This window comes from Cyanobacteria bacterium FACHB-DQ100 (genome assembly GCA_014695195.1).
Lineage (GTDB): Bacteria > Cyanobacteriota > Cyanobacteriia > Leptolyngbyales > Leptolyngbyaceae > Leptolyngbya.
Genome location: JACJNW010000012.1, coordinates 17,568 through 42,853 on the forward strand (window position 1 = coordinate 17,568; position 25,286 = coordinate 42,853).

General features: G+C 46.6%; 15 protein-coding genes, 2 rRNA genes and 4 pseudogenes. 12 read left to right on the forward strand and 9 right to left on the reverse strand.

Annotated elements, in window-relative coordinates; all coding sequences use genetic code 11:
• The first annotated feature begins 33 nt into the window (after nucleotides 1–33).
• Complete coding sequence (locus tag H6F51_03460) at nucleotides 34–237, forward strand: hypothetical protein (protein MBD1821568.1); 204 nt, start codon at nucleotides 34–36, stop codon at nucleotides 235–237.
• A gap of 98 nt (nucleotides 238–335) precedes the next feature.
• The gene (locus H6F51_03465) at nucleotides 336–719 is read left to right on the forward strand and encodes a hypothetical protein (protein MBD1821569.1); all 384 of its coding nucleotides are present in this window, start codon (nucleotides 336–338) and stop codon (nucleotides 717–719) included.
• A 167-nt stretch (nucleotides 720–886) separates the two neighbouring features.
• Here the strand turns inward: H6F51_03465 and H6F51_03470 are convergent.
• From H6F51_03470 to H6F51_03485, 4 genes are all read right to left on the reverse strand, one after another.
• Nucleotides 887–3,801 (reverse strand): 23S ribosomal RNA (locus H6F51_03470).
• A 565-nt stretch (nucleotides 3,802–4,366) separates the two neighbouring features.
• A 16S ribosomal RNA gene (locus H6F51_03475) occupies nucleotides 4,367–5,860 on the reverse strand.
• The 16S and 23S rRNA genes sit together here, the layout of an rRNA operon.
• A gap of 372 nt (nucleotides 5,861–6,232) precedes the next feature.
• The gene (locus tag H6F51_03480) at nucleotides 6,233–6,823 is read right to left on the reverse strand and encodes an HAD-IIIA family hydrolase (GenBank protein ID MBD1821570.1); all 591 of its coding nucleotides are present in this window, start codon (nucleotides 6,821–6,823) and stop codon (nucleotides 6,233–6,235) included.
• A 392-nt stretch (nucleotides 6,824–7,215) separates the two neighbouring features.
• Nucleotides 7,216–7,875, reverse strand: coding sequence for a gamma-glutamylcyclotransferase (locus tag H6F51_03485; protein ID MBD1821571.1), 660 nt, complete (start codon nucleotides 7,873–7,875; stop codon nucleotides 7,216–7,218).
• Nucleotides 7,876–8,168: 293 nt separating this feature from the next.
• Between H6F51_03485 and H6F51_03490 the strand changes: the two genes are divergently transcribed.
• Complete coding sequence (locus H6F51_03490) at nucleotides 8,169–8,711, forward strand: VOC family protein (protein MBD1821572.1); 543 nt, start codon at nucleotides 8,169–8,171, stop codon at nucleotides 8,709–8,711.
• 297 nt (nucleotides 8,712–9,008) lie between these two features.
• On the opposite strand, the gene H6F51_03495 is transcribed toward H6F51_03490, so the two are convergent.
• Complete coding sequence (locus tag H6F51_03495) at nucleotides 9,009–9,284, reverse strand: hypothetical protein (protein MBD1821573.1); 276 nt, start codon at nucleotides 9,282–9,284, stop codon at nucleotides 9,009–9,011.
• 815 nt (nucleotides 9,285–10,099) lie between these two features.
• Between H6F51_03495 and H6F51_03500 the strand changes: the two genes are divergently transcribed.
• The 4 genes from H6F51_03500 (at nucleotide 10,100) to H6F51_03515 (ending at nucleotide 12,128) form a co-directional block, all read left to right on the forward strand.
• On the forward strand, nucleotides 10,100–10,600 hold the full coding sequence (locus tag H6F51_03500; GenBank protein MBD1821574.1) for a hypothetical protein: 501 nt from the start codon (nucleotides 10,100–10,102) through the stop codon (nucleotides 10,598–10,600).
• A complete protein-coding gene (locus tag H6F51_03505; protein MBD1821575.1) occupies nucleotides 10,552–11,148 on the forward strand; it encodes a hypothetical protein in 597 nt (198 codons plus the stop codon). Before H6F51_03500 ends, H6F51_03505 begins: the two co-directional genes overlap by 49 nt.
• Nucleotides 11,034–11,783 carry an aminoglycoside phosphotransferase family protein gene (locus H6F51_03510; protein ID MBD1821576.1) on the forward strand — a complete coding sequence of 250 codons (750 nt, stop codon included), beginning with the start codon at nucleotides 11,034–11,036 and terminating at the stop codon, nucleotides 11,781–11,783. Before H6F51_03505 ends, H6F51_03510 begins: the two co-directional genes overlap by 115 nt.
• 102 nt (nucleotides 11,784–11,885) lie before the next feature.
• Nucleotides 11,886–12,128: a hypothetical protein gene (locus H6F51_03515; GenBank protein ID MBD1821577.1), complete on the forward strand. Its 243-nt coding sequence runs from the start codon at nucleotides 11,886–11,888 to the stop codon at nucleotides 12,126–12,128.
• A gap of 140 nt (nucleotides 12,129–12,268) precedes the next feature.
• Here H6F51_03515 and H6F51_03520 read toward each other — a convergent pair.
• Both H6F51_03520 and H6F51_03525 read right to left on the reverse strand, forming a co-directional pair.
• Nucleotides 12,269–12,706: pseudogene (locus tag H6F51_03520) on the reverse strand (IS6 family transposase).
• Between the two features lie 5 nt (nucleotides 12,707–12,711).
• Nucleotides 12,712–13,540, reverse strand: a pseudogene (locus H6F51_03525) (IS630 family transposase).
• A gap of 8 nt (nucleotides 13,541–13,548) precedes the next feature.
• Here H6F51_03525 and H6F51_03530 point away from each other — a divergent pair.
• Together H6F51_03530 and H6F51_03535 are read left to right on the forward strand one after the other, a co-directional pair.
• Nucleotides 13,549–14,448: a transposase gene (locus tag H6F51_03530; protein ID MBD1821578.1), complete on the forward strand. Its 900-nt coding sequence runs from the start codon at nucleotides 13,549–13,551 to the stop codon at nucleotides 14,446–14,448.
• 55 nt (nucleotides 14,449–14,503) lie between these two features.
• A pseudogene (locus H6F51_03535) lies at nucleotides 14,504–14,946 on the forward strand (IS6 family transposase).
• Between the two features lie 333 nt (nucleotides 14,947–15,279).
• Here H6F51_03535 and H6F51_03540 read toward each other — a convergent pair.
• Nucleotides 15,280–15,468, reverse strand: a complete 189-nt coding sequence (locus tag H6F51_03540) for a CsbD family protein (protein MBD1821579.1) — start codon at nucleotides 15,466–15,468, stop codon at nucleotides 15,280–15,282.
• 490 nt (nucleotides 15,469–15,958) lie between these two features.
• On the opposite strand from H6F51_03540, the pseudogene H6F51_03545 reads away from it, so the two are divergent.
• The 3 genes and pseudogenes from H6F51_03545 (at nucleotide 15,959) to H6F51_03555 (ending at nucleotide 24,929) form a co-directional block, all read left to right on the forward strand.
• Nucleotides 15,959–16,239: pseudogene (locus H6F51_03545) on the forward strand (IS6 family transposase).
• Nucleotides 16,240–16,514: 275 nt separating this feature from the next.
• On the forward strand, nucleotides 16,515–22,538 hold the full coding sequence (locus H6F51_03550; protein ID MBD1821580.1) for an AAA family ATPase: 6,024 nt from the start codon (nucleotides 16,515–16,517) through the stop codon (nucleotides 22,536–22,538).
• Nucleotides 22,539–22,550: 12 nt separating this feature from the next.
• Nucleotides 22,551–24,929, forward strand: coding sequence for a response regulator (locus H6F51_03555; GenBank protein MBD1821581.1), 2,379 nt, complete (start codon nucleotides 22,551–22,553; stop codon nucleotides 24,927–24,929).
• A gap of 99 nt (nucleotides 24,930–25,028) precedes the next feature.
• Here H6F51_03555 and H6F51_03560 read toward each other — a convergent pair.
• Nucleotides 25,029–25,286 (reverse strand): IS6 family transposase (locus H6F51_03560; GenBank protein MBD1821582.1); only part of this gene is annotated, 258 nt, incomplete at its 5' end.

Sequence of the window (25,286 nt, forward strand, 5' to 3'; positions counted from 1 at the left end):
GCTTTCTTAACTAACAAATTTTGGAGTAGAACCATGTCTAATTCGCAAGCAAACCAATCTGATGATGAGTCACTTGGCGTTGAACAACTTCCTGAAGACGAATTGAGTGCTTCTCCCGGTGATGAGGACATTCAAGCTGGGAGTCTAGATGTGAATGATGCAGGAGTTGCGACAACTTCTGCCGATTCAACCGAGCAGCAGAACTCTGAGAGCGTCTCCTCTCCGGCAAGCGAGTAAAGCCCTACTTGCTTTAGGTACAAAGTGCGCTTTGTCTGTCTAGCTGCAAATTCTATTCGGCAACTACAAACATTAACTTCATATTAGGAATAAAAATCATGAGCAATCCATCACTGTCAGATCCAGCTACTAATCCAGATCAATCAGTTGTTGCATCTCAGCAAGCCCAACCTCAGGTTCCCACAAGTGTTGCAGGCAGCGCTACGCTGGATGCTCAAACAGCGGCGGGAGGAGTTCAACCAGAGGGAGAACCTATCTCTGCTCCCATCGCAACCAATTTTCCAGCAGCGACTGAGGCGGGCAATGCTCGAACTGCTGGAGTTTCTGACGTAAGAGAGTCTTCTACAGGTGGGCAATCCTCAGATAAGGGCTCTGTCAATTTTCAAAATAACCTTGATGTTCCCAGCGATCGAGTTCAAAACTTGCCTGATACTGATTCTCTTGAGCTACCAAACGATCCTGAAACGAATCTTCCAGATTAGGTGGAAAACTGAATGCCAATTCGCTGAATCGCAACCTACAAAAAAAGCTTCCAGCTTGTGAACTGGAGGCTTTAGATATGAATTGATAAACTTTTTTGCTGACCTAAGTCAGTTTCCCTAACAGAGCCTGAAAATTACATTGCAACTTGTCAAACACCAATGAAGGTTTGCGGTCAAGCCCTCGGTCTATTAGTACGGCTCGGCTGCATGTGTTACCACACTTCCACCTACCGCCTATCAACGTGTGTTCTCCACGTGACCTTACTGGATTAACTCCATGAGAGCACTCATCTTGAGGTGGGCTTCCCACTTAGATGCTTTCAGCGGTTATCCACTCCACACTTGGCTACCTGGCGTTTACCGTTGGCACGATAACCAGTACACCAGCGGTGTGTTCCTCCCGGTCCTCTCGTACTGAGGAGGACTCCTCTCAATCCTCTTGCGCCTACACCGGATATGGACCGAACTGTCTCACGACGTTCTGAACCCAGCTCACGTACCGCTTTAATGGGCGAACAGCCCAACCCTTGGGACGTACTACCGCCCCAGGTTGCGATGAGCCGACATCGAGGTGCCAAACCTCCGCGTCGATGTGAACTCTTGGCGGAGATCAGCCTGTTATCCCTAGAGTAACTTTTATCCGTTTAGCGACGGCGATTCCATGCTCAACCGTCGGATCACTAAAGCCGACTTTCGTCCCTGATTGACTTGTTTGTCTCACAGTCAAGCTTCCTTGTGCTTTTACGCTCTGCGACTGATTTCCAACCAGTCTGAGGAAACCTTTGCGTGCCTCCGTTACCATTTAGGAGGCGACCGCCCCAGTCAAACTGCCCACCTGAAACGGTTCCCATGCCGGATGACGGCAACAGGTTAGACGCTCAATACTGACAAAGTGGTATCTCACCGTTGGCTCCACAATCCCCACAAGGATTGTTTCACAGCCTCCCACCTATCCTGCGTAGTCAGAATCGATCGCCAATTTCAGGCTACAGTAAAGCTTCATAGGGTCTTTCTGTCCGGGTGTAGGTAGTCCGCATCTTCACAGACAATTCTATTTCGCCGAGTCTCTCTCCGAGACAGCATCCAGATCGTTACGCCTTTCGTGCGGGTCGGAACTTACCCGACAAGGAATTTCGCTACCTTAGGACCGTTATAGTTACGGCCGCCGTTCACCGGGGCTTCGGTCGCTAGCTTCAGAACTTGCGTCCCTGACCAACTTCTTTAACCTTCCGGCACTGGGCAGGCGTCAGCCCCCATACATCGTTTTGCAACTTAGCGGAGACCTGTGTTTTTGGTAAACAGTCGCCTGGATCTCTTCACTGCGACCACCTCGGGCTATTCACCCTAATGTGGCACCCCTTCTCCCGAAGTTACGGGGTCATTTTGCCGAGTTCCTTAGAGAGAGTTATCTCGCGCCCTTTAGTTTTCTCAACCATCCCACCTGTGTCGGTTTCGGGTACGGGCAATTTGAAGTTAACGTGGTTAGAGCTTTTCTGGGAAGCTTGACGTGACACACTTTGCGTCCGTAGACGCTCGTACTCATGCCTCAGCTTGGAATGGTTTCGCCACTCCTCAACGCCTCGGACACTTGAACCGCTAACCAACATGCGGCTGTGCTAGCCTTCTCCGTCCCTCTTCACTACTTCAAATCGGTATCGGAATGTTCACCGATCGTCCATCGACTACGTCTTTCGACCTCGCCTTAGGTCCCGACTCACCCTCCGCGGACGAGCCTTCCGGAGGAACCCTTGGGATTTCAGGGCATTGGATTCTCACCAATGTTTGCGCTACTCAAGCCGACATTCTCACTTCTGCTTCGTCCACATCTGCTCACGCTGATGCTTCTTACTACAACAGAACGCTCCCCTACCAATTGAAATGTGTATTAATTTTCAATTCCACCGCTTCGGCACGTCATTTAGTCCCGTTCATTTTCGGCGCAGGAACGCTTGACCAGTGAGCTATTACGCACTCGTTCGAGGATGGCTGCTTCTAGGCAAACCTCCTGGTTGTCTTTGCATTCCCACCTCCTTTGCCACTGAATGACAATTTAGGGGCACTTAGCGGATGGTCTGGGCTGTTTCCCTTTCGACGATGAAGCTTATCCCCCACCGTCTCACTGGCTGTGTGTGCAGTTGGTATTCTGAGTTTGACTCGATTTGGTACCGCTCTCGCAGCCCGCACCGAATCAGTGCTTTACCCCCAACCTATAATCACAACCACTGTACCTCAATACATTTCGGGGAGAACCAGCTAACTCCGGGTTCGATTGGCATTTCACCCCTAACCACACCTCATCCGCTGATTTTTCAACATCAGTCGGTTCGGACCTCCACTTGCTGTTACGCAAGCTTCATCCTGGACATGGTTAGATCACCCGGGTTCGGGTCTGCAAACAGTGACTCAATTGCGCCCTTTTCAGACTCGCTTTCGCTTTGATTTCGGCATTTCCGCCTTAGTCTGCCACTGCCTGCAAGTCGCCGGCTCATTCTTCAACAGGCACGCGGTCAGGCGTTAAATCGCCCTCCCACTGCTTGTAGGCTTACGGTTTCATGTTCTATTTCACTCCCCTTCCGGGGTTCTTTTCACCGTTCCCTCGCGGTACTAGTTCACTATCGGTCACACAGGAGTATTTAGCCTTACGAGATGGTTCTCGTGGATTCACACGGCGTCTCTGCCGTGCTACTCGGGATTCAGCTTGTATTGTTAAACTTTCGACTACCGGACTGTCACCGTCTCTGGTGTAGCTTCTCACTACTTCGTCTAGCCGCTCAATTCCGTGTTGCTGTCCCACAACCCCAACAGATAAATCTGTTGGTTTAGGCTGTTCCCGCTTCGCTCGCCGCTACTGGGGGAATCGAATTTCTTTCTCTTCCTCTGGTTACTAAGATGTTTCAGTTCACCAGGTTCGCTCTCACCACCCTATGGATTCAGGTGGCAGTACAGGGGGTTGCCCCATTCGGAGATCTTCGGATCTAAGCTTGCTGTCAGCTCCCCGAAGCGTTTCGTCGAGCGACGTCCTTCTTCGCCTCTGTGTGCCAAGGTATTCACCGTAAGCCCTTTGTAGCTTGACCACAAACTTACATTGGTGTCTGTGATATCTGTCGTTTGGTTTTATTCATTGCTTAACGTATTGAATAAACCACAAACGATGGTATCTACCTGACAAGTTACTATGCAATTTTCAAGGTTCTCGCTGGCATTCAATCCAGCAGGCTCTCTAGTCTAGCAACGCTATCACTAAATGAGTTGCTGAAGTTATTTCGATTGAATTTGGTTGAAGTCTTTGTGGTTAGTATCAATCCACTCGCTGAATTGGCTAACTGCTTATCACTCTTACTAATATAGCGAATTCCATTGAACTGTGTTGGGTGGGAACCGAACTATTTAGTGTTGCTTCCCGTTGTCTTCTGTTGAGGTCTTTGTCTCAACCTGTCCAACACTCACTCTTACTACTGTACACAATGGATTTAAGAACCTCAGTCAGTAGAACCGAAGGTTTAAGTTCGGTTCTACTGGCTGAGAGAGAACCAAGTGAGTTTGAAAGCCTTTATCCAAGCTCGTCTCGACCTTGGGATGTCGGATCAAAGCGGACATAACATCAGAGATGATCTCTCGCGTCCGGTCTTTGTCCGAAGGTCTCCCTGTAAGGAGGTTGTCCAGCCGCACCTTCCGGTACGGCTACCTTGTTACGACTTCACCCCAGTCATCAGCCCTGCCGTCGGCGTCCTCCTCCCATCAGGGTTAGAGTGACGACTTCGGGTAAAACCAACTTCCATGGTGTGACGGGCGGTGTGTACAAGACCCGGGAACGTATTCACCGCAGTAGTGCTGACCTGCGATTACTAGCGATTCCGTCTTCACGTAGGCGAGTTGCAGCCTACGATCTGAACTGAGCCGCGGCTTAAGGGATTGGCTTGCGATCGCTCGCTTGCTGCCCGTTGTCCGCAGCATTGTAGGACGTGTGTAGCCCAGGACGTAAGGGGCATGATGACTTGACGTCGTCCTCACCTTCCTCCACCTTATCGGCGGCAGTCTGCCGAGAGTGCCCAGCTTTACCTGATGGCAACTCAGCACGAGGGTTTCGCTCGTTGCGGGACTTAACCCAACATCTCACGACACGAACTGACGACAGCCATGCACCACCTGTGTCCGCGCTCCCGAGGGCACTCTTCCTTTTCAGGAAGATTCGCGGCATGTCAAGCCCTGGTAAGGTTCTTCGCGTTGCATCGAATTAAACCACATCCTCCACCGCTTGTGCGGGTCCCCGTCAATTCCTTTGAGTTTCATCCTTGCGGACGTACTCCCCAGGCGGAACACTTAACGCGTTAGCTAAGACACTGAATCAGTCGATTAATCCAGCGCCGAGTGTTCATCGTTTACGGCTAGGACTACCAGGGTATCTAATCCTGTTTGCTCCCCTAGCTTTCGTGCCTCAGTGTCAGTCACAGCCCAGCAACGTGCTTTCGCCATCGGTGTTCTTCCCAATATCTACGCATTTCACCGCTCCTTTGGGAATTCCCGTTGCCCCTACTGTGCTCCAGCTTGAGAGTTTCGATCGCGCCTCCGAAGTTAAGCTTCGGGCTTTCACGATCAACTTCTCAAACCACCTACGCACTCTTTACGCCCAATCATTCCGGATAACGCTTGCCTCCTCTGTCTTACCGCGGCTGCTGGCACAGAGTTAGCCGAGGCTGATTCATTCAGTACCGTCAATTCTTCTTCCTGAATAAAAGCGGTTTACAGTCCTAAAACTTTCCTCCCGCACGCGGTTTTGCTCCGTCAGGCTTGCGCCCATTGCGGAAAATTCCTCACTGCTGCCTCCCGTAGGAGTCTGGACCGTGTCTCAGTTCCAGTGTGGCTGATCATCCTCTCAGACCAGCTACCGATCATTGCCTTGGTAGGCTCTTACCCTACCAACTAGCTAATCGGGCGCGAGTTCATCTTTAGGCGGATTGCTCCATTTTACTGATGGCATATCTGGAATTAGCGATCATTTCTAATCGTTGTCCCAGTCCTAAAGGCAGATCCTCACGTGTTACTCACCCGTCCGCCACTCAACTCCGAAGAGTTTCGTTCGACTTGCATGTGTTACGCAGACCGCCAGCGTTTATCCTGAGCCAGGATCAAACTCTCCATTTGGAGTTTGATTACTGTGGCTCCGAAACAATACTTCTTTGCTGTCCCGGAATCCTCTAGTTGTTGTTTGTTTTGGGTCTCGCCCAAAACTCAAATATTTTAACGAGGGTTGGATAATTGTTTGGCTTTCAAACTATTGATTTGTCTTGGTTCAAGGTGTCTTGGGGTTTCCTTGACACTCTCTTACTATAACGAGACAACCTTCACTTTGCAGTGGGGGCAACCGTACTCAGAAGCAGTGTTTGTACGACTCTTGAAAGACGGTCGGCTGTCGGGTTACACAGAGTGGGTTTCCCTTGGCACTTCCCCACTATAGCGAATCAAGTTGTCGGATGTGTGTCTAGAACCGTACTATCCGGTAGAGGTAATACGACTCAATCAGACTTTTCCTCGACTGCTTGTAGCAGTGCCTCATCTAAGCCAGTATTTTGCTTCATCATTGCTTCTTCAACAATGGGATTGGTTTGGTGCCGCGCGATCCATTCCTCTGCCCACTCGAAGGCAACGCCTGCTCGTCGAGCTGCTTGTTCGTCTTCGGAACGATCTCCAACATAAAGGCAGTCCTCGGGAGAATGGTTGTACCGAACCATTGCTAGCTTGAGCATTCCGGGTTGAGGTTTACGATATTGTCCCGACCATTTGGTTTGGCTATGGTTATGAGTATTGTGACGGGTCACACGAAAGCATTTTTTGCCCTCGAAGTCTGGACAAAAGTAGATTTCTTTAAGCAGAGGGGCCAGTTGGAGCGTGTATTGCTGTTCCTGAATACACGTCCGAATGGTTTTATGACCTGCAGCCACACCACCTTGGTTGGTGATGCCGACGATCGTCCAGCCGTCTTGATACGAGCGAAGGGCAGTGTCAACCCCTGCAATCATCTGTTGATCCTGAGGATTCTGAAAGTAGAGCTGTTCGCTAAGTGGCTGTCGTAGCGTCCCGTCCATGTCGATCATGAGTAGGCTCATTGTTTCATCTGCTGGTACTCTGCTACTCCTAATCCTGGTGATTTGCCTACGGTTGCACATCAGCCAATATAGAGAGGTAGACCCGGGTTTAACTGCAATAGATAAGTAGAACAAAATCCTGACTAAAGAAAAGGTATTTTCGACAGTGAGCGATGCAAGATAGAAAAATTAGGAAACTTGAACATAAGCCTAGATGGTTTAACGTACTCGCAAATTTCTTTGTAATGCTGGAACTTCTGCCGCACACAGCAGAAGTTCCAGCATTACCAAAGCATCACAAGTTCTGCCTTGCATTAGACAGGAGTGGCGTTGGCAACGAATGAAGCAATTGACCCTGTCATTCCAACTCAGTTATGGCTCCACTGCAACACTGAAAACCTGATGTAGCGGGATTACAACCGCTGCCGAGCTAACACTTGCTGAGCCAGCAAAAGTAATGGCTCATCTCGGATGCCAGCTTTCATTAATCCATCGACGGTTTGCATCAAATACTCCGCACAAGAACCCAACTCGCCAGACGCAGTCGCAATACTGTGAATCGTTGTTTCCAAAGAAATGTTCCCCGCGTACGCACGATGCTGACGGTTAATCACAAAGGTAATCGCAGGCAAGGATTGCATTCCATCAAACACTCTCACCCAACGAGGCAGATAAGACCCAACGACCATTTCCCGTCGCCATAGCAAAGGGAGTTCTGAGGACACATCCACCGCATCAATGCGATAGGCAATCCCGCGACAACTGCCTCCCCGGTCTAGCCCTAAGACTAATCCTCGATTGTCTGGCGTTCCGCGCCCTTGAGGCACCCAGAGGCAAAACCGGCGATGCCAGCCGTAGATTTTACCGATGCGCTGTTCTGCAACTTTGATGATCGGGTTCCAGATGAGTGAACCGTAAGCAAACACCCAAACATCAGAGTTGGATGGATGATGCAACAGGGTTTGGCGGAGTGACTCCTGTAACTGGGCTTCACTCAAGACAATGCCGGTTCCAGCCTTGAGGATAGTCTGTTGTAAGCGGTTAGATTCGAGATCTGAACGGGTGAGTGACACGATGTCGGATTTTGAGTGGAGTCATCCCTCGATTGTAAGCGCATCTCGACTGACACAAGACGGTCGAGACTTTGTTGAACTGCCGAACATGTTTTAGTGCAACAAGACTTATCATAACGACACCCAACAGATCCGACTCTAGCGGACTGTTTGGATATCCAGTGTATGGCTAGAAGCATTGGTAGCCGCTGAATGCAATCGCTGGGTGTAGGATAATGACACGATAACAATTGTCAAGTCATCATCAAACTAGTTTGTGAAGAATTCCTAGACCTAATCAGTAGGTGTCATCGATGAAAGAATTTCAGCTCCAAGGGATTAATCATCTTGCTCTCGTCTGCAAAGATATGACCCGCACGATCGATTTCTACTGCAATACTTTAGGTCTACGTCTAATTAAAACAATCCAGATTCCTGAAGGAGGACAACACTTCTTCTTTGACATTGGAAATGGGGATGCACTCGCCTTCTTCTGGTTTCCCCAAGCTCCTGAAAGTGCACCCGGTATCGCATCTGTTAATCCAGCTGCACTGCAAACGGGTGACATCAGAACTGCTCACGGTTCAATGAATCATGTTGCTTTCCGGGTTCAACCTGAAAAACTAGATGAGTACCGAGGTCGGCTCATTGCTAAAGGCATTCAAGCAACACCGGTTCTGCATCACGCGGATGTGCCTTCCGGTTACGTTCCAGAAGCGGATGAGAGTACCTTCATCTCTTCCTTCTACTTTTTTGACCCAGATGGCATTCTTCTAGAGTTTGCGGCAACGGTTCGTGAGCTGGGTGATCCTGAACGGGACCTTAATCAGATGCCGGACACCGCTCAGACATTTTAGAGATCGCAGCCTAGCATGTTTCTTGAGCAACCGCTCGCTGCTACCTAAGTGAAAGTAGGAACAGATTGGGTAAGTTAACCCTAGTCCTAGAGAACGGATTCGTTCATGATAGAAGCATATTCAAAACCGCTAGCTCCTCTATTCACGCTGGCATTTATTAGAAGAAGCCCTAGGCAATTGTCTAGGGCTTATTAGTTGTTGCATCAAGAACAGCGGCTCTTTTAATCAGTTGCCGCAGTCGGCAGAAAGTCGAGACGCAGAGCGTTTTGAGTCTCTTTAGGAGAGTTGAAGATTCAGTCAGCTAGAAATCGACACAACAATGCCCTTCTTCCGCAAATCGCCTAACGCTTTGTATAAATCCCCTTCATCCAACTCCCAACGTGCAGCATAGCTGATCCCTTCGGGCGCACAGAAAGCAGCCACATCGATCTCAGGATTCAGCTTACCTTGATAGTCCACTTGCAAGGCAAAAAAGACGTAATCGCGACCACTGGTGAGAAGTCTGAGACTACGAATTCGTAATAGTTCGTCTCGATCAACCAAGTAGTTGGCAGCAGAATTGTCTTGAATCATAAATAGTACAAATGTACGTTAACAGTTACATTACACGAAGCATTTTCTAATTGCAAGAATTCAAGAAAAACATCGAGCCTCTGTATTGTTTTTTCTTGTATCTAATAATTCTGGAGAGCTAAAACTGTGACGATTAGCATTTTTTACTTTACTCACAATGTTATTTGAACACGAAATATATTCTCTTGATAAGACTAGATTCACTCTCAATAAGAAAATAAGAATTTGACATAAGCTTATGTCTCGATATTTAGCTCATCTTGATAATCATTCAAATTAAATTGCAAATATAGGAATTTTCTTAACAAGTTCTGAAACTTTAATCGGAGAGCAAAGATAAATCTAATCGACAATATTTTAGAGTCGTAAAATATACGATTGAGCACCAATATAGCTGCGCCTCAGAACCAAAATTAAGATGCACTAAACCAGGTCATACGGGCATTTGAGTCGTTTTTAGTGATTTTTTGTCAGCTTTACTGAAAATATTTAGTGCAGTTTTATTGAAGAAAATCGCTGTAATATCCTAGGGAAGTGAATTTAAGGGATTTTATTAGAAAAACAAGCTCGTTGTGGAAGGATATTGCCTTCTAAAATCAATTGGTTGATTTATACTATTAGTACAAATCAACTGAAAACTTATGGCTAGCCACTCCTACCCTAAATTCTTTGACCTGGTTCAACGCTACGAAGAGAGGCTCTACCAGACACTTTCAGCCGAGAGCGCTTAGGTCAAAATTTATCAGTTATCGTCGGTTCTCTGTCGTCTTATTCTTCCTCAGCTCGGCTTCCAACGCGTTGATCCCAGCGGCAAGATGACTACAGAAGAAAAAGCGGCAGCGATCAACTTTATGAAACAGCTTCCGATCACAGCCATTCTGAGAGCGCGCTCTGCATTAGAGACAGGAATTGCTGCACTCAGAACTCCTAAGCCTAGCTATAGAAATTATCGCTCGCACTTTGGACAATTTGAAAATTATGCTCAGCAATTAGACATTTATCCTCATCTAGAAAAATCAATTTTAATTGCTGAGCGTTGTGGACCGATTCAGCAACTCCAAGGTGGCAAAACAAAGCTGACTTCTAGAACTGGATCTTATAAATCCTATGCAAAAGAGATTGAAGAGCTTTCACCAAAATCTCAGCAAGAATTGAGAGATGCCCGCCGTTTTTTTACCGATCCAAATGATTCATTTCGAGTGTTTAAAGTTCTCAAATGGACTCCTATGAGGCTTATGAGAAAGAAATTTTACGAATATATGGTTTTTTGGAGAAATACGCTAATCCTCAAATTCCGGCTGACGAATTGTGTTTAGACTGCTTGTTTCCAGTCATCAATCCTGCTGACATTGCTGATTTGAATGATTACGAGCGGCGACAATTTTGGCTAGCCCATCAAAATAGACTGAAGCAGATTCGCTCTGATTATTACAAATTCATTGAAGACTTCTCTGAATCAACCTCGCCATCCACTCGTGTGAATAAAGACACCGCGATCATTAATTACATTAAATTCAAATACAGAATGTTCGTCAGCGACAAAAAGGATTATGACGCTAATCCACTGATTCAAACCATGCGTACGGGGCTGAATCTCCAGATGCAGGAGAAGCATCGACGACAGAAACATCGGCAGACCGAAGCTGATGAATCACTCAAATTCCCTGACCCCGTAGAAGGCAAGACAGATCTAGAAGTGATGAGAGAAACGGTTCTGATGCCCACATTCATCTTGCGCCGACCCCGGTTGTGGCAAGAGTTTCGACAACCACTGGCACGATTCGATCTGGGGATGCTTGGTTTACTCGTGAAGTCGCGATCGCAAAATATCTCACCGCCGTCGGTGCGCCGATTATTCCACTGAGTTCGACACTGGAGGCAGGACCACATCATCATTTAGATTTAATTTTAAGCTTCTGGGAGTTCGTACAAATCTTAGAAGAACCCTTTGATCCGTACCAAGCAGGCCAAGCTCTTCGCCACTGCCATGAAGCTCTAAAGGAATTTTCTGGAGAGTTGCTTGTTCTCGCGTTAATTTCGGAAGCGCGGCAGCTCCTCGATCGTTTAATCGCTGAATCAGAGTTTACGCTAGCGGACGCAGAAATGCTACTGGAAGTGAGTGACCGATTAGAACCACAACTGCGACAGCTTCCGATGCAGCCCATCCACGGCGATCCGCATTCTGGCAATGTTCTCAAAACGACACGCGGCATATTGTGGACAGATTGGGAGGATGTGATGATTGGACCAATCGAGTGGGACTTAGCCTCTCTAGTCGCATCCCCCTATGTGTTTGGCACAGATCGAGACAAGGCAGAGATGGCGCTGGATGGCTACGGTCGATCGTTCGATCCTGAAGCATTAGCAGTCTGTATTGAAGCTCGAACATTGGTGGCATTAGTGTGGACGATCATTCTGCATCGCCAGCATCCAGATCGATCGCGGCAAGCCCGGATTGAAGGAAGACTGCGCTGGTTGCGGAGCCGTAAGACCCGATAATTCGTCAATCGGTCGCGGATTTATTTCTGCTCATAGATCGGTGTTCACTCCGCAACAACGTGCCACGATCGCGCTGAGCAAACGAAAGTAAGGAGAATTTTAATGGAGCGAACAGTTAGCGATCAGGATGGCATCACCTGGTCCTGTATTGAAGCATTCACTGGACTCTCTGACGAAACCGGACACTCAGGAGCCGCACAAGTAAAAGGGCAAGAGGGCGCTTACTGGGTGGTCTGTACACCGAGTGGTGGGGCTCAGTCTGTTCGACTCAAACTATCCGGCGATTGGCAGAATGATTACTCAGATGAGGCACTGCTACAAGAAATTAAAGAACAGTCCCACTGAACTCGGCTCCCAATCGGATATAAGCTGAGCAGGGTGGTTTCATAGAGAGAAAGAAAAATGAGGATGGACGGCATTATCAACTTAACGGAGCAGATTCAAAATTAGGCACGATAATTCCTGAGCAGTCTTGATCCCTCTGATTACGCAGCAGAATTTAGCCCAGCAACTTCTCGCCAATCTTCAAACCGTTGGCGTAGCTGTTCTCGATATCGTTTTGCACTCGGTTCATGTTGTTTTGGATGAAAGTGTTCTCGGATTGGCTCAAACGTGGAGAGAAATCGTTGCGCTTGCCCTGGAGATTTGAATCGCCGCATTCGTCGTTCTCGTACCCTGGTGGGTTGATGCGAGTTCTCCGCCCGATTATTCAATCTCTTGTGCTGTCGATGCTCTACACTCGGCATCACTCGTTTCTTTGCAGCTTCGTAACTCTTCAGCTTGTCGGTGACGATGACGCGAGGTACAAACCCTTGTTTCTTCAGGAGTTTGCGGAAGAATCGCTCTGCTGCTTTCGTGTTTCGATGCCGTTGCAGCAAGACATCCAGCACATTTCCTTCTGAATCCACTGCTCGCCACAAGTATAGCTCTACGTAAGAACATTAGGACAGTTTTTGAAGGCAGCATCGACACAATCTCGAAAGCTGTCAAATTCCTCCCAGCGCTGCCGCATCCAGTTCTTGAGCACAAACCACCAGTTCTCAATCGCATTTAAGTCCGGTGAGTACGGCGGGAGATACCAGATCTCACAACCTGCTTCAGCGACCAGTTCTTCAATGAACTGCGAGCGATGAAAACTGGCATTGTCAATCACATCGCCCGGTTGCAAGTGTGGCAGAAGGCAGGTCTGAACCCAAGTCTCGAACAAGGCTCGGTTACACGAACCTGCAAAGGTCATGGGCGCAACCATGATTTTTTGCTTGAGTGCGGCAATCCAACGACTCGTTCTCGACGCTTGCCAGATTTTTGAGCATAGAAGCGTTGTCCAATTTCACAGTAGCCGTAAGCATACTCATCTCGATTGTCGATGAGGCAGGCATCGACATAAATCACTTGCTCGGGTCGCTTGGTCTTTAATCGTTCGACAAATTCCGCTCGTTTTAGGTCGTCGCGTTCTCGGTAGCCGTACGTCTTTTTTTTCGACTGACTCCAATTTTTCCCAAGGCATCGCTTATGTTTTGCTGCGTCACGTTGTCGCCCCACAAGGTTGCGAGTTGCGCTTGCGTTTTGCCACCATGCTGTTTCACAAACTCGCGAAATCGCTTCCAATCCTTGATTTTGTGCCGACTGCCTTGCTGATAGTGCGTGATAGCTCGACAAGTTCCGGTTTTTGCTTCACGTTTGAGCCACAGATCCAGCGTATTGCGACTAATAGAGCTGTTGGGAAATAGTGGATAATTAGGAGAAGCAAAATGAATTCAGATTGATGCTAGACCTTAAGCGAGCGCTGAGTCAAGATCGCCTACTTCGAGCTTTGACTGGACTGAACCGCAAAGCATTTGATGCGCTGCTGCCGAGTTTTGAGCAGGCATACGAGGCAAGCCGAATTGCCGCAAAGCCACAGCGCAGACGAGCAAGGGGCGGCGGACGCAAAGCGAGACTGAGCAGCATTGAAGCGAAGCTGTTTTATATTTTGTTCTACTTCAAATGCTACCCCACGTTTGATTTAGCAGGCATTTTGTTTGACCTTGACCGTTCGCAGACGCATGAATGGATGCACGAATTGCAACCCGTTCTCGAAGCGGCTTTAGGGCATGAGATGGTGCTGCCAGAGCGCAAGTTACGCAGCATTGATGCGTTCCTCGAACAGTTTCCGGGTGTGGAGCGCGTGATGATTGATGGCACAGAACGCCCGATTCAACGACCCCAGGATGCGGAAGAGCAGACCTTGAACTACTCCGGGAAAAAGCGCCGCCACACCCGCAAGCAGTTGGCGGTCGTAGACCAAACCAAACGGGTGCTGGTATTGAGCAAAGCTCGCGAGGGGAAGCTCCATGACAAGCGCTTTGAAGCCCAAGAGGAGATTGCCTTTCACATTCCCGACGAGATTCCAATCGAAGTTGATCTCGGCTTTCAAGGCTTGCAATCCGAGTACACGAACATTCGCATTCCGCATAAGAAGCCAAAAGGGGGTGAGTTAACCGATGAACAAAAGCAAGAAAATCGCACCCTGAGCCAGTCGCGAGTCCTTTGTAAGAATGCTTTCGCAGGCATCAAGCGCTATGCTGCGGTCAGCGTGATTTATCGCAATCACATTCAGGATTTTGATGACCATTTGATGCTCACTGCTGCTGAACTATGGAACTTCTACTTGCAAGCAGCTTAATCTCAGAAACGAAAGTCAGAGTTCTGCTTCAAGGTCAAGTTATTCTCCAACAACTCTAATCAAAAAACAGCAATACTATCTGTGGCGGGCGGTGGACGGTGAAGGAAACGTGCTGGATATCTTGCTGCAACGACATCGAGACACCGAGGCAGCGAAGCGATTTTTCGTAAGCTGCTGAAGAAACAAGGGTTCGTGCCACGGGTGATTGTCACCGACAAACTGAAAAGCTATGAAGCCGCAAAGAGACGAGTGATGCCAAGTGTGGAACATCGACAGCAGAAGGGATTGAACAACCGGGCGGAGAACTCCCATCAGTCCACAAGAGTCAGAGAAAGGCGAATGAGGCGATTCAAATCGCCCGGACAAGCGCAACGATTTCTATCAGCATTTGGACCGCTTCGAGGGCACTTCCATCCCAAGCAACATGAACTGAGTGCAAAACGATATCGAGAACAGTTACGCCAACCCTTAGAAGATTGGCGAGAAATACCTGTGTGAAAGATGCTGCGTAAACTTGAGCGAGACTGACGATTGAGAGATTTCCGTGCTTAATTTTGAATCTTCTCGGTTAAGTTGATAGTGCCCAATTAACTTATAGGAAGCTTTCATCAAGCCTTTGACAATTATCTTTGTAGCACTAAATTAGCAGGAACCATAAAACGGAAGGAGCGTCCCCCTGCCTGAAGTCGCATCTTATTTTTAGAACTGAGAAAAGTGTTGATGGCTCAGGCTGTAGTGCCTTGAGTCACGCAAGCAACCTACACAAGAGGGAGTAGGCAAAGCAACTCATTCCCTACGGTGTAAGTAGCACCAATTGATGCATTAACCTGCTTAGGCTTTATCAACGATGTTCTTAACACTGTCTTTGATATCTTCCTTAGCATTTCGCATTTCAGCTTCGGCTTGCTTTGCCTTACCTTCTACTTGCGCTTGCTGATCACCCGTCATGCTACCGATCGCTTCTTGTGCTTTGCCTTCGATATTTTTAGCAGCCGCTTTTGCTCTCTCTTCTAAACTCATAATTTACACTCCAATAATCATATCAATTCAATTCATTGAGCCAGCTTGGAAGCTTTCTCTGACGGCTCAATAGTATAGAAACTACAGGAGCCGATAAATGTGCTGTATCCAACGCGAGGCAGATTTTAGCTTCCTTAATTCCCTGAACTTAGATAGTGAAGTGGCAATCGAATTGAATGTCTAGCATCTCCTCGGATTTTGAGTGGCACAACGCTTTACAATGCAGTGGAGATAGTGCCGTAAATGTTCAGCTTCAAGGCTCTTTCCACGTTTTGGTGACCCAGAATGTTGAGTAGCCCGAAACTCAATCTTTAAGTTAGATGAAGCAACGTTCGCGTACCTCTCAGCTACATTTCTCCCGCGATTAAGGATGTTGTAGGACATGAATCACCAAAAGTGATATTCGTGATGAAACATTGCTTAACATCTGAAACCCTGATTCTGTGGCTGACCTATTACAGAACTTCACGGTGACAACCTCAAGAGAGATGAAGCCGCAAAGAAGCAGATGATGAAGCGCGTAGCGCATCGGCAGCATAAAGGACTGAATAATCGAGTTGAGAACACCCATCAACCTACACGAACACGAGAGCGACGAATGCGACGCTTCAAATCACCCGGGCAAGCCCAACGATTTCTCTCAGCTTTTGGACCGATTTGAGATTACTTCCACCCGAAACAACATCAACTGAGTGCAAAAGTTACCGCGCACAACTACGCCAGCGATTTCAAGATTGGCAAGAAATTGCCTGCCTGAAAACTGCTGCTTAAATTGAGCGAACCTGACGATTCAGGAATGATTGTGCTTGATTTTGAATAATCACGGTTAAGTTGACAATGCCCGTGTGAATTATGTTGACCTCGTGCCAAGTCATGTTCGTTGGTGAAGTATTATTGTCTCCCTGTAGCCTTTAATACTTGTCATCTATTCTAGGGAAATAGACAGACAATTCTATCACGTTCACAAGCTCATCAAATTACTCGTTCCATACCTAACATGGGGAAAGTCGAGTATTCAACATTTAAGAGTATCCGTTTGTAAAAAGATGAGTATTACGATCGCTGGCTATACCCTGCTCGAAGTTCTTCATGAAGGAGCCGCCACCTACGTTTACCGGGCTAAGACGGTATCTGACAGCAATCTGGAACCAACGAGTGTCATTATCAAAACCTTGAAAGCTGAGTATCCAACGATCAACCAATTGGCTCGGTTAAGACACGAATATCAAATTCTTCAAGACTTAGAGATCGAAGAAGTTGTCAAGCCATTAGCCTTAGAAAGCGACCGAGATGGGTTAGCCCTCATCCTGGCTGACTTTGATGGAGAATCGTTGGCGAAAGCGATCGCTGTAAGACGATTCGAGCTAAATATTTTTTTACAAATTGCCATTCATTTAACTTCAGTTCTGGCGCAGCTTCACCAACAAAATATCCTTCATAAAGATATTAAGCCTGAAAACATCCTCGTTAACGAAAAAATGAGTGAAATCAGGCTGATTGATTTTGGGATTTCTACTCGCCTGCCAAGCGAAAATTCGCCGACTATTAACGTCCTTGAAGGAACGCTGTCTTATATGTCTCCCGAGCAGACCGGGAGAATGAACCGCTCGATCGACTACCGGACTGACTTTTATTCTCTAGGCGTTACTTTCTATGAGATGTTGACTGGGCAATTGCCGTTTCAAGCAACTGATACTTTGGAGATCATTCACTGTCACATTGCGAAAGCACCAGTCCCGCCTCATCTAATCAATTCAGATATTCCAGAGGCGGTGTCTGACATTGTTATGAAGCTACTGGCTAAGACGGCAGAAGACCGTTATCAGAGCGCACTAGGGCTGAAGACTGACTTAGAAATGTGTCTAGAGATGCTGCAATCTTCTGGCACGATTTCCCGTTTTAAGGTGGGAGAGTTCGATTTATTTAGCCAATTTTTGATTCCAGAAAAGCTCTATGGACGCGATCGCGAAGTGAGCTTGTTAATGCAGACCTTTGATCGCGTCAGTGCTGGCAAAACGGAAGCCATGCTGGTTAAGGGTTACTCTGGCATTGGAAAATCGTCATTAGTCAATGAAGTTCGCAAACCGATCGTTGGCGCTAGAGGATACTTCATCTCTGGTAAATTTGACCAATTCCAGCGCAATGTTCCTTACTCTGCAATGATTAGTGCCTTTCAGTCCTTAGTGAAACAACTGCTGACTGAGAGCGAAACACAACTGGCTCAATGGCGAACCAAGCTTTTAGGCGCTCTGGGTAACAATGCTCAGGTCATTATTGATGTAGTTCCAGACGTGGAACTGATTGTTGGCAAGCAACCCGCTACTGTGGATCTTGCACCAACAGAAGCACAAAACCGACTTAATCTCGTTTTTCAAAACTTTATCCGTGTTTTCTGCTCACCAGAGCACCCTCTAGTCCTGTTTCTGGATGATCTGCAATGGGTTGATTCTGCCACACTGAAGCTGCTAGAGGTGATTCTAACCGATGCAGAAACAGGTTATTTATTCTTGGTTGGAGCTTATCGAGATAATGAAGTCAGTCCAAGTCATTCCTTAATGATGACACTCGATTCACTACGATCGACATCTGTTGTCATTCATGAAATTACCTTAGCTCCTTTAGCCCTCGCAGATATTAGCCATCTCATTGCTGACACGCTGCATCGTGATGCAATTTCTGTCCAGCCATTAGCTGAATTAGTCATCCGCAAAACGTCGGGCAATCCCTTCTTTGTCAATCAATTTCTCAAAACGCTGTATCAAGAGAGTCTGTTGACGTTCTCGGCTCCATTAAAGATCGGTAAACCTAGTTGGCAGTGGGACATTACCCAAATTGAGGCAATCGGCATTACCGATAATGTTGTTGAATTGATGATTCAGAAGTTGCGAAAGCTACCTGAATCGACTCAACAGGTGTTGCAGTTAGCTGCTTGTATGGGTAACACGTTTGATTTACAGACGCTTTCAAGCATCGATAAGCGATCGTCAGCCGTTACCTATCAAAACCTATTGCCAGCTATTGAAGAAGGCTTAGTATTATCAACTTCTGAATTAACGTTTGCATTTGAAGACCTGATTGATACGCATTTAGTAAGCCTAGGGTTTAGATTTCTCCACGATCGAGTGCAACAAGCTGCATATGCGCTGATTGATGATAGTTCTAAGCAAGCAACTCACCTGCAAATTGGTCGTTTGCTTTGGCAAAACACATCGTCAGAGATGTTGTCAGAAAGGATATTTGAGATTGTCGATCACCTCAACTTAGGAATTGAGCTAATTGCTGATCAAGTAGAACGAGACAGAATTGCTCAGCTTAATTTGATAGCGGGTCAGAAAGCAAAGGCAGCAATGGCTTATGTTGCAGCAGTTGAATATTTGCAAACAGGGATGGAATTTTTAGTTGAAGATAGCTGGACTCTTCAGTACGAACTCGCATTAGCACTGCACACCGAAGCAGCAGAGTCGGCATATTTGAGCAGTAATTTTGAAGCAGTACAGCGATTCGTTGACATCGTGCAAAACTGCGCTAAAACTTTATTGGAAAAAGTGAAAGTATATGAGATTCAGATTCAAGCTCATGTATTGCAGAACAAACTGCTAGAAGCAATTAATACAGCACTACAAGCCTTAAAGCTGCTGGGAGTGAATTTTCCCGAAAATCCAGTTCCATCTGATATTGGACAGGCACTTTCCGAAACTGCGGAGATTTTGAATGAGAGGCGAATTGAGGATTTAGTTGATCTGCCTCAAATGAGTAATCCCTACAAACTAGCAGCCATTAAACTTTTAGCAAGTATCTTTGCTCCCGCCTATATTGCTGCTCCTACACTGTTGCCGCTGGCGGTGTGCAAACAAGTCGACCTATCAGTCCAACACGGTAATGCTCCCGTTTCTCCTACTGCTTATGCCAATTATGGTCTTCTACTTTGCGGAGTTGTGGGAGATATTGACTCGGGCTATCAGTTTGGTCAATTAGCTTTAAATCTGTTGTCAACATTAAACGCTCAAGAAATTAAAGCTAAGACGATCGTCATCGTCAATATCTTTATCCGACCTTGGAAAGAACATCTGAGACAAACGTTAGAGCCTTTGAGGTCAGCTTATTCTATTGGAATGGAGACAGGAGATTTAGAATTTGGTGCTTTTGGGCTATTAGTGAACTCCTATTTCGCTTATTACAGCGGCAAAGAATTGACTGCCCTTGCAGGAGAGATGGCAATTAATAGAGACGCAATTGATAAAATCAAGCAAAAAACAGCACTCAATTATCACGAAATCTATTGGCAGGCTACCTTAAATCTGCTGGGGCAAAGTGAAAATCCTTGCCGTCTCCAAGGTGAAGCCTACGATGAACGCCGAGGGCTACCACTACATGAGCAAGCAAACGACAGAGCGGCGATCGCTTACACCTATTTGAATAAACTTTTACTTTGTTATCTATTTGAAAATTACTCAGAAGCGATCGAGAATACTGTGCTCGAAGAAAACTATTTGGATGCAGTTGTCGCAACACCCCATCTTTCTCTCTTTCATTTCTATGAGTCTTTAGTCAAACTGGCTGTGTATTCTGACGCTCCCCAGTCAGAACAACAAGACATTCTTGGCAGAGTAAAAGCGAATCAAGAAAAGATGCAGAATTGGGCGCATCATGCTCCCATGAATTATCTGCACAAATTCTATTTAGTAGAAGCAGAGCGGCATCGAGTTTTAGATGAAAAAGTAGAAGCAATGGAAATGTATGACAGGGCGATTGCGCTAGCTAAAGAAAATGAATATCTGAATGAAGAAGCACTGGCATATGAACTGGCAGGTAAATGTTATTTAGGATGGGGGAGAGATGCGATCGCCCAACTCTATCTACAAAAGGCCCACTATGCTTATCAGGTTTGGGGTGCTCAAGCTAAAGTTGAGCATTTAGAAGAAAAATACCCTCAATTTCTGCCCAGGACTCCCGCTAAGAGCAGAACAAAGGCGACAATTTCCCAAAGAACGACAAATTATCCTGACGCTAATCACAACCTGGACTTAGCCGCTGTCATGAAAGCAGCACAAGCTCTTTCGGGTGAGATTGTTTTAAGCAAGCTGCTGACAAAATTGATGCAGATCTTGCTTGAAAATGCGGGTGCAGAAACAGGAATCCTAATTTTAGAAAAAGACTCGAAACTCTTCATTGAAGCTGCTGGACGTATTAATCAAGACGAGATCATCGTTCAACAATCTATTGCTGTAGAGACAAGCCCGCTACCACTATCCATCATCAATTATGTGCGGCAAACCCAGGAGAATGTGGTTCTGAATAATGCCACCCGTGAGGGAATGTTCACAACGGATAGTTATATTCTTGATCACCAGCCAAAATCTGTTTTGTGTGCCTCGATCGTTCATCAAGGAAAGCTGATTGGGATTCTGTATCTAGAAAACAATCTCACAACGGGTGCTTTTACCGCAGAACGAGTGGAAGTTTTACAGCTTTTATCCTCTCAGGCGGCAATCTCCATTGAGAATGCCCGTCTTTACCAAGATTTGGCAACTGCCAATGCTGATTTGAAACAATCGCACGAACAGCTAGAGGAATATAGTAAAACGCTGGAAGCGAAAGTCGAAGAGCGAACCGTGCAACTTCGGCAAGAGGCGCGCGATCGTCAACGAGCAGAAGAAATAGCTCAATCCGCGAACCGAGCCAAGAGCGAGTTTCTAGCAAACATGAGTCACGAACTCCGCACACCTCTCAATGGCATCCTGGGCTATACCCAAATTAGTCAAAAAGACCGATCGTTATCCGAACAGCAAAAGCATCGCATTGCGATCATTCACCAGTGCGGGGAACACTTGCTGACGCTGATCAATGATGTTCTGGATCTTTCCAAAATTGAAGCCCGCAAGATGGAGCTGTATCCGAAGGAGTTTAATTTTGCTGAATTCTTACAAAGCATCGCAGAAATTTGCAGGATTAAAGCTGAACAAAAAGGAGTTTCGTTAATTTATCAACCGCTGTCTCCTCTGCCCAAGGTGATTCGGGCAGATGACAAACGCCTACGCCAGGTCTTGCTGAACCTGCTGGGCAATGCCGTCAAATTTACTGAAACAGGAACGATCGCCTTTAAGGTCGGCTATCACGAGCAGAAGCTTCGCTTTCAAGTCGAGGACTCCGGCATTGGTATTGCCACGAATCAGCTTGATGAGATTTTCAAGCCGTTTCAACAGGTCGGTGAAAATAGTCGCAAGCCAGAAGGAACAGGGTTAGGATTAGCTATTAGCGGTCAACTGGTTGAGATGATGGGCGGAACGCTTCAGGTCAAGAGTACCTTGGGGGTAGGCAGCACGTTTTGGTTTGATTTAGATCTGCTAGCCATTGATTCATCGGCAGCTACGGCTCATGCCTTACAGCGCACGATTACTGGAGTCAAAGGCAACAAGCGGAAAATTTTAGTTGTAGACGATAAAGCAACGAACCGCTCTGTCCTCATCAATTTCCTGGAGCCGATCGGATTTGACGTATTAGATGCCGTAGATGGTCAAGATGGACTAGATAAGGCGCAAGCGTTTCAGCCCGATGCTGTCCTGATTGACCTGGTGATGCCCAATCTAGACGGTTTTGAGGCAACCCGTCGGCTCAGATTAATGCCCGCCCTCAAAGACATCGTGGTGATTGCAATCTCGGCTAGCGTCTTTGAGTTCGATCAGCAACAGAGCCTCAAGGTGGGCTGCAACGATTTTCTACCGAAACCTATTCGAGAAGACGATCTCCTCCAGAAATTGCAGGAGCACCTGAAGCTGGAATGGGTCTACGAGAATGAGAATGAAATTGCAGAACCCTTCGGAGAGAGTGACAAGCAGGAAAACAGCCAAGCCAGTTCTTCCTCAGTTTCCCCTGACTTTTCAATTCCACCTGCAGAAGAGATTGCTATTTTTCTAGATTTAGTCATGCGAGGAGATTTACGAGCCATTGCCAAACGAGCTACACAACTAGAGGAGTCAAATCAGCAGTGGAGCCCTTTTGCCACCCACTTGCGGCAGCTTGCCAAAGAATTTAAGGGACGGCAAATTTTGGAATTTTTGCAGCAATTTTAAGAGGTATTCCTGATGAATAGAAGCGTTGTGGAAGAAGATGTCATTTTGATTGTGGATGATACGCCCACGAATTTAGACGTGTTGCTCGACTTGCTAGAGGCTGCTGGTTTCAAAGTAGTGGTGGCTGAAGATGGGGAAAGAGCGATCGCGCTCGCAGAGTATGCTCCACCTGATTTGATTTTGCTAGACATCCTCATGCCCGGAATAGACGGGTTTGAAACATGCCGTCGCTTAAAAACAAACCCAGCTACACAAGAAATTCCGATTATTTTTCTAACCGCTGTTAGCGATAACGTAGACAAGGTCAGAGGCTTAAATCTTGGGGCAGTGGATTACATCACTAAACCACTTAATCATGAGGAAGTTTTAGCGCGAGTCAATACTCACGTTCGGCTGCAAAACCTGACCAAGCGATTAACTGAACAGAATGAGCGGCTAGAAAAGGAAATTCAACAGCGTCAGCAGGTAGAAGAAGAACGTGAGCAAGCGTTTAGAGCCCTACAGCGCAGTGAAGCCCGGTTCAGACGTTTAATTGAATCCAATGTAATTGGCATTATTTTTAGCTTGGAAGATGGCAGTATTACAGATGCCAATGATGCCTTCCTCCAAATCGTTGGATACGATCGCGCTGACTTGAAAGCTAGGAACTTAAACTGGCAAGCAATGACGCCTCCAGAATACATCCACCTCCATCAAGCCGCAGTGACAGAATTAACCAATACTGGAGTGTTTAATGCCTTTGAGAAAGAATATTTTCACAAGGATGGACACCGCATTCCTGTCATGATTGGCGGAGCTTTCCTTGATGAATCTCAAAAGGCGATCGTTGGCTTCGTCCTTGACCTAACTCAGCACAAGCAGGCAGAAGACAAAATTCGGGAACAGGCGGCTCTACTCAACATTACAACCGATGCCATTCTAGTACGAGATTTGGATAACAACATTCAGTATTGGAACAAAGGTGCAGAGCATCTCTACGGATGGAACGCTGAAGAGGCGATCGACCAAAATGCGACTCAACTGTTGTATCGACCAGACGCACTCAAGCAACTTGAGGTTGCTCAAAAAAGTTTAATTGAGTGTGGTACATGGCAAGGTGAATTGCATCAAGTCAATAAGCAGGGCAAAGAAATCACTGTTGCCAGTCGTTGGACCTTAATGCATGATGCTCAGGGGCAACCCAAATCTTTCTTGACGGTTAATACAGACATCACTGAAAAGAAACAGCTTGAAAGCCAATTTCTGCGAACTCAACGGCTTGAGAGTTTGGGTACCCTTGCAGGCGGTATTGCCCATGATCTCAACAATATTCTGACCCCCGTTCTCAGTACAGCACAACTGTTGCAGTTGAAGTTTCCCTATGCTGACGAGCAGAGCCAGAACTTGCTCAAAATCGTTGAAGCGAATACTAGACGTGGGGCTGCGCTTGTCAAACAAGTGCTCCAATTTACTCGTGGGATAGAAGGCAATCGAGAGAGCATACAAGTAGAGCCTTTGATCTATGAAGTAAAACAGATTGCTGAAAAGACGTTTCCTAAGTCTATTCAAGTCCTAACTGATGTAAAGCCAGGGCTTTGGTCAGTTTCTGGAGATGCAACTCATCTACATCAGGTGCTGGTAAATTTGGTCGTCAATGCTCGTGATGCCATGATGAATGGCGGTACACTCACTATTTCTGCTGAAAACCTATTTATAGATGAACACTATGCTCGTATGAATCTTGATGCATCTGTCGGTCCATATGTTGGACTCCGTGTAAAAGACACAGGAACCGGAATGCCAATCGAGGTGATAGACAGAATTTTTGAACCGTTTTTCACCACGAAAGAGATTGGTAAAGGGACAGGACTAGGGCTTTCTACTGTAAGAGGCATTGTAAAAAGCCATGGAGGATTCATAGATGTATTCAGCAAGGTTGGTAAAGGAACTGAGTTTAAAGTATTTTTACCAGCCACAGAAGCAACCGTTGCCCCACAAGCGGAGCCTTCGAATCTGCTTGACGGAAATTCAGAATGGATTCTTGTCGTAGATGACGAAGTAGAAATTTTAGAAACAACCAAAGCTGCGCTGGAAGCCTATAACTATCAGGTTCTAGTAGCTAATGATGGAATTGAAGCCATTGCGCTTTATGCCCAACACAAAGATAAGATTGCTGTCACTCTGATCGATATGATGATGCCATCTATGGATGGACCAACAACAATTCAAACCCTACAAAAAATACAGCCAGGGCTCAAAGCGATCGCAATCAGTGGATTTGTGTCTAACGATAAATTGAGAGAGGCGAGTGGGATCAAACACTTTATCGCTAAGCCCTACACAATTCAAGAACTTCTGCAAGCCTTACAGATTGTACTAAAACAGCCTGCGGTTGTGTCGCAGAAATGGTAAGGGTTTGAATTATTAAGCACTGTGTCGGGTATCATCAACTTAACCGCTTATGTTCAAAATTAAGCACAATAATGCCTGAACATTCGGCGCTGCTCAATATTACGCAGCAACTTTCAAGCAAGCAATTTCTCGCCAATCTTCAAATCGTTGGCGCAGCTCTTCTTGGTATCGTTTTGTACTCAGTTCATGTTGTTTTGGGTGGAAGTGTCCTCGAATCGGGTCAAAGGCTGAGAGAAATCGTTGCGCTTGTCCGGGAGATTTGAATCGCCTCATGCGTCGTTCTCGCACTCGTGTCGATTGATGCGAATTTTCTGCCCGATTATTCAACCCCTTGTGCTGTCGATGCTCCACACTCGG